The 7,800-nt window shown below is 71.9% G+C and carries 7 protein-coding genes; 4 read left to right on the forward strand and 3 right to left on the reverse strand.

Annotated elements, in window-relative coordinates:
- On the forward strand, positions 1-1,275 hold a 1,275-nt coding region (locus tag I4I78_RS27175), incomplete at its 5' end, for a hypothetical protein (RefSeq protein WP_218614348.1).
- A gap of 13 nt (positions 1,276-1,288) precedes the next feature.
- Here the strand turns inward: I4I78_RS27175 and I4I78_RS27180 are convergent.
- The 3 genes from I4I78_RS27180 to fabG are packed head-to-tail and all read right to left on the reverse strand — an operon-like array spanning position 1,289 to position 3,844.
- Complete coding sequence (locus tag I4I78_RS27180; protein ID WP_218614349.1) at positions 1,289-2,134, reverse strand: dioxygenase; 846 nt, start codon at positions 2,132-2,134, stop codon at positions 1,289-1,291.
- Positions 2,135-2,185: 51 nt separating this feature from the next.
- On the reverse strand, positions 2,186-3,058 hold the full coding sequence (locus tag I4I78_RS27185; RefSeq protein ID WP_218614350.1) for a PaaI family thioesterase: 873 nt from the start codon (positions 3,056-3,058) through the stop codon (positions 2,186-2,188).
- 24 nt (positions 3,059-3,082) lie between these two features.
- Positions 3,083-3,844 (reverse strand): 3-oxoacyl-ACP reductase FabG, encoded by a 762-nt coding sequence (gene fabG / locus I4I78_RS27190; RefSeq protein WP_218614351.1) that lies wholly within the window; start codon positions 3,842-3,844, stop codon positions 3,083-3,085.
- Positions 3,845-4,098: 254 nt separating this feature from the next.
- On the opposite strand from fabG, the gene I4I78_RS27195 reads away from it, so the two are divergent.
- The 3 genes from I4I78_RS27195 to I4I78_RS27205 form a co-directional block, all read left to right on the forward strand.
- Positions 4,099-4,857 (forward strand): class I SAM-dependent methyltransferase, encoded by a 759-nt coding sequence (locus I4I78_RS27195; RefSeq protein WP_218614352.1) that lies wholly within the window; start codon positions 4,099-4,101, stop codon positions 4,855-4,857.
- Positions 4,858-4,963: 106 nt separating this feature from the next.
- Positions 4,964-5,725 (forward strand): SDR family NAD(P)-dependent oxidoreductase, encoded by a 762-nt coding sequence (locus tag I4I78_RS27200; RefSeq protein ID WP_218614353.1) that lies wholly within the window; start codon positions 4,964-4,966, stop codon positions 5,723-5,725.
- A gap of 362 nt (positions 5,726-6,087) precedes the next feature.
- Positions 6,088-7,800, forward strand: a 1,713-nt coding sequence (locus I4I78_RS27205; protein ID WP_218614354.1) for a formate--tetrahydrofolate ligase, incomplete at its 3' end; no start/stop codon positions are given.

A 7,800-nucleotide genomic window follows, 5' to 3' on the forward strand; every position in this document is an offset into this window, starting at 1 on the left:
CCGACGCAGCCGAGCTCGGCCGAGCAGGCCTCGGCGCGCGCCGTGGACCTGTCGCAGGGCTGGTCCTGGCGCACCCAGCCCGGCCCCACCGAGATCGGTGTCACCCACACCCGGGAGAGCCTCGACGACACCGAGCCCGCCGAGGCCCGCCAGCGCGGCACGCAGATCCTGTCCGGGTCCGGTGAGGAGTACCAGAACCACCACCTGATGGGGTTCGGCACGCTCAACCCGGAGCCGGCGCCGGGCGAGTACGACTGGTCGTCGCTGGACCGCCGGATGGAGTTGACCGAGGAGACCAACGGCAAGGCGATGATGACGCTCTGCTGTGCCCCGGACTGGATGAAGGGCGGGCAGCCCGGCGACACCGACTGGTCGAAGCTGGAGCAGGCCCCGAACCCGGAGAACTTCGGCGACTACGCCAAGCTCGCCGCCGAGGCCGTCAAGCGCTACCCGCAGGTCGACCGCGTGATGGTGTGGAACGAGCTCAAGGGCTTCTACAACGAGTCCGAGAACCGCTGGGACTACGAGGGCTACACCGACTTCTACAACCAGGTGTACAAGGCCGTGAAGGCCGCCCGCCCGGACGTGCAGGTCGGCGGGCCCTACGTGGTGACCAACAGCGTCCCCGCCGGTTCCCCGGACGCCTCGGACGTGACCGGGGTCTGGGGCGCGCTGGACGAGCGCCCGCTCGACGTCCTGGACTACTGGATCAAGAACAACGCCGGCGCCGACTTCATCGTCGTCGACGGCTCGACCACGAACAAGGGCGTGCAGGACGCGATCAGCCCGGTCGACGTCGGGGCCCAGAAGTTCGCCGTCGTCAACGACTGGATCAAGCAGCGGACCCAGCTCCCGATCTGGTGGGCCGAGTTCTACGCGAACGTCCCGGCCGGCGCGGAGGCCGGGTACGACCAGCCTGCCAGCGCCGTGAGCACGCTCGCCGCCATCTCGGCGATGGCCCGCTCCGGAGCAGGCGGCGCGCTGCTGTGGGGCCCCGAGGGCAGCACGGACCTGGAGTACTCGTCGCTGTGGAGCCCTGCCAGCGAGGCCGACGGAGGACAGCCGACGCCGCTGACCTCGGCCTGGGCGTGGCTGGTGCCGCGGCTCAAGGAGGGCAACGTCGAGTTCGGCCGCGCCCAGGGCAGCCCGCTCACCGCGTTCCGCGACGACGAGGGCAACGTGCTGATGGTCAACCTCAGCGGGGACCCGGTGCCGGTCCCGGACCAGGCCGACATCCCGGGCTGGGCGATCGTCGAGGTCCCGGCCAGCACCTGAGGCCGCCCGTCGCTCACGCGTCGGCCAGGACGAGATCGTAGGACACCCGGTACCAGGTCGCGTCGAGCTCGCGCCCGCCCGGACCGGTGCCCGGGTCCTGTGGCTCGAAGTCCACGATCAACGACTCCTTCACGCCGAACACGGCGTCCTCGCCGATGTAGGGGTCGGTCCGGTCGAACACGTGCGTGACGAGCTGCCGGTACCCGTCGGCGGTGACGCGCAGGTGGATGTGCGCCGGGCGCATGGTGCGCCGGCCGGTGGCCGAGAGCAGGTCCCCGACCGGGCCGTCGGACGGGATCGAGTAGGCGACCGGGCGCAGCGACCAGAACGCGTACCGGCCGTCGTCACCGGTGAGCAGGTAGCCGCGGGCCGCGGTGCGGGAGTCGCCGTACTGGACGTCGTAGACGCCGTCGCCGTCGGTCTCCCAGATGTCGACGCGCGCACCGGCGATCGGCGCGCCGTGCACGTCGGTCACCGTGCCCTCGATCCAGCACGGCTCACCGGGAGCGCCTGCGGCGATGTCGTCGCCGAGCCCGACCTGCGGGGTCTTGTCCACGAAGAACGGCCCGAACACCGTGGACTCGGTGGCCCGCGGGTCCTGCGCCGCGTTCAGGCCCACCACCTGCATGGACAGCCCCAGCACGTCGGAGAGCAGGATGAACTCCTGGCGCTCGTCGTCGGTGATGTGCCCGGCGCGGGTCAGGAAGTCGATCCCGGCCTCCCACTCGTCGGTGGTCAGGTCCACCTCCGCGGCGAACGCGTGCAGGTGGCGCAGCAGCGCCTGCAGCACCACCCGGGTCCGCGGTGGCGCGTTCTCGACGCTGGCCACCACCTCGTCGGTCAGGGACTCGCTGGTCATCGGGTGCACGGTCGTCGCCCTTCCTCCGGTGCTGCTCGCTCGAGGTCGAAACTAGTCCAGCGCGCGGCGGGTGACGGTCGCCGCGGCGGCGAGCTTGCCGGCCGCGTTGCGGACGTCGGCGCGCACCACGCCGAACGAGCGCCCGGCGTGCACCGTGTCGGTCCCGACCGTGGTGGGGGCGTCCAGGCCGGCCGGGCGCAGGTAGGTGACGTGCAGGGACGCGGTCACCAGCGGCCGCTCCGGCGTCGAGGGCAGCGCCGCGACCGCCGCCAGCTCGCCGACCGCGGCGAGGATGCCGCCGTGCATGGTGTCGCGCTCGTTGGCCAGCGCGGGCGAACCGGGCAGCAGCAGCGTCGGGCGTTCCTCCACCGCTCCGCCCGGGGTGACCGCGTGGCCGGGGAAGGTGGCCCCCAGCACCGCCGCCGCGTCCCCGTCCGGTGGCGCGGCGCCGGCGTGCGGGTCGGCGAGCTCGTCCAGGTCGGGCACCTCGGGCAGGAAGCGGCCCCACTCGGTGCCCACCCCGATCAGCTCGCCGTGCGGGCCCAGGACCTCGCCGCGGGCCAGCACGCTGCGGTCACCGGCGTGCACCACCCACGCCCGGACGGTGACCGTGCCGCCGTCGTCGGGGACCGGGCCGCACAGGTCCACGGTCATCTCGGTGGTGACCGGCCAGTGCCCGTCCGGGCGGCCGACGATCGTCGCCTGGCCGAGCACGGCGTCGAGCAGCACGCAGAGCGCACCGACGCCGGGGCGACCGTCCGGACCGTGACACCACGGCCCGGACCGCATGCTCGCGGCGACGACGGTGTCCCGGCCGAGCGGGTCCCGGCCGGCGCCGGACTCGACCCGCAGCGGGCCGACCCGGAACAACCGGTCCGGCCCGCTGGGCGGGGGCAGCAGCAGCGGTGCCCGCAAGCTCGTCATGTCGGCCTCGTCGAGTCTCCCCGATCAGGCCTTCGGGCCGCCGGCCACGTAGATGACCTGGCCGGAGACGAAGCCCGATGCCTCGTTCGCGAAGAACGACACCATGTTCGCGATGTCCTCCGGGTTTCCGGGGCGCTGCACCGGGATCTCCTGGGCGCGCGCGGTCTTGAACTCCTCCCAGTCCACGCCCAGGCGCTCCGCGGTGGCCTTGGTCATCTCGCTGGCGATGAAGCCGGGGGCGATGCAGTTGGCGGTCACGCCGAACTTGCCCAGCTCGATGGCCAGGGTCTTGGTGAAGCCCTGCAGGCCGGCCTTCGCGGTGGAGTAGTTGGCCTGGCCGCGGTTGCCCAGCGCGGAGGTCGAGGACAGGTTGACGACCCGGCCCCACTTCGCGTCGACCATGTGCTTCTGCACGGCCTTGGTCATCAGGAACGAGCCGCGCAGGTGTACGCCCATCACGGCGTCCCAGTCGTTCTCGGTCATCTTGAACAGCAGGTTGTCCTTGGTGATGCCGGCGTTGTTGATCAGCACGGTCGGCGGGCCGAGCTTCTCGGCGACGGCGTCGACGGCCGCCTGCACGGCGGTCGCGTCGGACACGTCCGCGCCCACGCCCAGGGCCTTCCCGCCTGCGGCCTCGATCGTCTCGACGGTGGCCTTGGTGGCGGACTCCTCGAGGTCCACCACACCCACCGCGAAACCGTCGGCCGCCAGGCGGACGGCGGTCGCGGCGCCGATCCCCCGGGCCGAGCCGGTCACGATCGCGGTACGGGTCTGCGACTGCGTCATTGCGTGCTTCTCCTCGGTGTTCGGCAATGCTCCATCGGTGTCCGGCGCACACCCGCGCCGGGCTCTGGGGTGATCGTGTCATTCCCCGCAAGGGCTGTGCCCAGCGCAGGGAGCGGGATTGCTCACCCGCACCGGGGCGCCGACTCGACTACTGTGAGTGGCGTCCGTGTCCTCGTGGCCGCCGGCTGAGACCCCGCCGTGCTCCTCCACCCCGACCGGGCACCGCCCCCGTCTTCGACCAGGAAGGTCCCCTCATGGCCGATGCACGATCCGCCCCCGCTTTCCGGCTCGCACTGCCCGACGCGACCCAGAGCTACGAGCAGGACGTCGAGTGGTGCCTCGTCGACGACGGCTCCGGCTGGCGCGAGCTGCGCTTCCACGACTACTCCGACATCTACCAGGTCCCCGGGCTCTACGAGCGGCTGTTCTACGAGGTCCTGCAGTGCCAGTCGCCGCCGGTGGTGTGCGACCTGCTCGCCGAGCAGCTGGCCGGGGAGAACATCGACCCGTCCGCGCTGCGGGTGCTCGACGTCGGCGCCGGCAACGGCATCGTCGCCGAGGAGCTGCGCGCGCGCGGCATCACCAAGGTGGTGGGCGTCGACATCATCGGCGAGGCCAAGGACGCCGCGCTGCGTGACCGCCCCGAGGTCTACGACGACTACCGCGTGGTGGATCTCACGGACCTCGGCGAGGGCGAGGCCGACGAGATCGCAGGCGGCGGGTTCGACGCGCTCGCCTGCGTCGCCGCGCTCGGCTTCGGCGACATCCCGCCGGAGGCGTTCCGCGCCGCGTTCGACATGGTCCGCGACGACGGGTGGCTGGCGTTCACCCTGCGCGCGGACTTCCTGTCCGACACCGACAAGAGCGGGTTCTCCGGGCTGATCAAGTCGCTGATGGCCTCCGGGGAGCTGGAGGAGCTCGGGGCGGTCACCTACCAGCACCGGCTGGCCACCACCCGCGCCCCGCTGCACTACCGGGCCGTCGTCGCCCGCAAGCGCCGCAGCCTGTCCTGACCCCGTCCGCGCCGCGTCCGGGCGCGCACTCGTGGAGCTTTCGTGCGGCGGTGTCGCACGAAAGCTCCGCGTGAGGGTCCGGCGCCCGCCGCATAAGGTGCGCGACATGACCGTGATGGATCGTTTCCGCCTCGACGGCAAGGTCGCCGTCGTCACCGGTGCCTCGTCCGGGCTCGGGGTCGCCTTCGCCCGCGCGCTGGCCGAGGCCGGCGCCGACGTCGTCCTCGGTGCCCGGCGCGCGGACAAGCTCGCCGACACCGTCGCGATGGTCGAGGGGCTGGGCCGCCGGGCGCTGGCCGTGCCGACCGACGTGGCCAGCCAGCCCGACTGCCAGGGGCTCGTCGACGCCGCGATGGAGGACTTCGGGCGCGTCGACGTGCTGGTCAACAACGCCGGCATCGGCACAGCCGTCCCCGCGACGCGGGAGACCCCCGAGCAGTTCACGCAGGTCATCGACGTGAACCTGAACGGCTGCTACTGGATGGCGCAGGCCTGCGGCAAGGTCATGGCGCCCGGATCGAGCATCGTCAACATCTCCAGCGTGATCGCCCTGACCACGGCCGAGCTGCCGCAGGCCGCCTACTCCGCCAGCAAGGCGGGCCTGATCGGGCTGACCCGGGACCTGGCCCAGCAGTGGGGCACCCGCAAGGGCATCCGGGTGAACGCGATCGCCCCCGGCTTCTTCGCCTCCGAGATGACCGACCAGTACAAGGAGGGCTACCTCGACCGGATGAGCGAGCGCATCCCGATGGGCCGCATCGGCGACCCGGAGGAGCTCGCCGCGGCCGTGGTCTTCGTCGCCTCCGACGCCGGCGGCTACCTGACCGGCCAGACCGTCGCCGTGGACGGCGGCCTCACCATCACCTGACCCGCCTGGCCCGGCCCCGCCCGGGCCGCGCACCGGACGAGCGTGACGTTCGTCGCGTCCGTCGCCACGGATGCCACATCGGTACACACGGTCCGGGGTCCGGGGACCGTGTCGTCGGATGACCTGCCGTAGCCGTTGGCCGGTTCCGGCCGTCCGACGGACCGCTCCCCGGGGACGACACCACGCTAGGACGTGACGTGGGTCACGTCAATCCATGGCGACCTGCGCATGCTCATTCATACGCGGTGACCTGCGGCGCAACGGATTTCCAAGATCGTCCCACGTCAGGTCGCCCGACCGGTCCCCGCGGGACGCTCTCGGCACCCCCGCGGCTCCGCGACGATCTACTGTGAAGCCGACCCATGTTCGACCACCGACGAGGAGAGCCCGTGGACGACCTGCAGATCGCGAAGGCGGCCCGACTGCTTCCACCGACCGAGGTGGCCGGCGCGATGGGCCTGGACCCCGCACTGCTGGAGCCCTACGGCAACGACGTCGCGAAGGTACGGCTGGACGCGATCGACGCGCTGGCCGACCGGCCCAAGGCGAAGTACGTCATCGTCTCGGCGATCACGCCGACCCCCCTGGGCGAGGGCAAGACGACCACCACCGTCGGGCTCGGCATGGCGATGGCGAAGACCGGACGCAAGGCCACCATCGCGGTCCGCCAGCCCTCGATGGGCCCGACGTTCGGCATCAAGGGCGGTGCCGCAGGCGGCGGCTACTCCCAGGTCGTGCCGATGGAGAAGCTCAACCTGCACCTGACCGGCGACTTCCACGCCGTCACCGCCGCGCACAACATGCTCTCCGCGGTCCTGGACAACCACCTCTACCAGGGCAACGAGACCGAGATCGAGCCGCACTCGATCACCTGGAAGCGGGTGCTCGACGTCAACGACCGGGCGCTGCGCAACATCGTGAGCGGTCTCGGGACGCGGATGGACGGCGTCCCCCGCGAGACCGGGTTCGAGATCACCACGGCCAGCGAGGTGATGGCGATCCTGGCCCTGGCCACGTCGCTGACCGACCTGCGCGAGCGCCTGGGCCGGATCGTGGTCGGCTACACCGGCGAGGGCAAACCGGTCACCTCCGAGGACATCCGCGGCGCCGGGGCGATGGCGGCGATCATGCGCGACGCGCTGGCCCCGAACCTCATGCAGACCCTGGAGAACACGCCGGCGCTGGTGCACGCCGGGCCGTTCGGCAACATCGCGCACGGCAACTCCAGCATCGTCGCCGACCTGGTCGGTATCCGGACCGGCGAGTACCTGATCACCGAGGCCGGGTTCGGCGCGGACATGGGCGCCGAGCGCTTCTTCAACATCAAGTGCCGGGCGTCGGGCCTGGTCCCGGACGCCGCGGTGATCGTGGCGACGGTGCGCGCGCTCAAGGCGCACTCCGACAAGTACAAGGTCGTGGCCGGAAAGCCGCTGCCGGAGGCGATGCTCGCCGAGAACCCGGACGACGTGCACGCCGGCGGGGCGAACCTGCGCAAGCAGATCGAGAACATGCGCCTGCACGGGGTGTCGCCGGTCGTCGCGATCAACGCCTTCCCCACCGACCACGCCTCCGAGCACCGCGCGATCGCCGAGATCGCCGAGGAGATGGGCGCCCGCTGGGCGGTCTGCACGCACTTCGCCGACGGCGGCGCCGGGGCGACCGATCTGGCCGACGCCGTGGCCGAGGCGGCGCAGGAGCCGTCGGAGTTCCGGTTCCTCTACCCGGACTCGGCCCCGCTCAAGGAGAAGATCGAGACCGTGGCGACGAAGGTGTACGGCGCCGACGGCGTCGACTACACCCCGGCCGCGAACCGCCAGATCGAGTCCTACGAGGCCAACGGGTTCGGCTCGCTGCCGGTCTGCATCGCCAAGACGCACCTGTCGATCTCGTCGGACCCGACGCTCAAGGGCGCCCCCACGGGCTGGCGGCTGCCGGTGCGCGAGGTCCGCGCCTCGGTCGGCGCCGGCTTCGTCTACCCGATCTGCGGCGACATGCGCACGATGCCCGGCCTCGGCGCGACCCCCGCGGCCCACTCGATCGACCTCGACGAGAACGGCGAGGTCGTCGGCCTGTTC

Origin of the sequence: Pseudonocardia sp. KRD291, assembly GCF_019263595.1 — a bacterium.
Taxonomy (GTDB): domain Bacteria; phylum Actinomycetota; class Actinomycetes; order Mycobacteriales; family Pseudonocardiaceae; genus Pseudonocardia.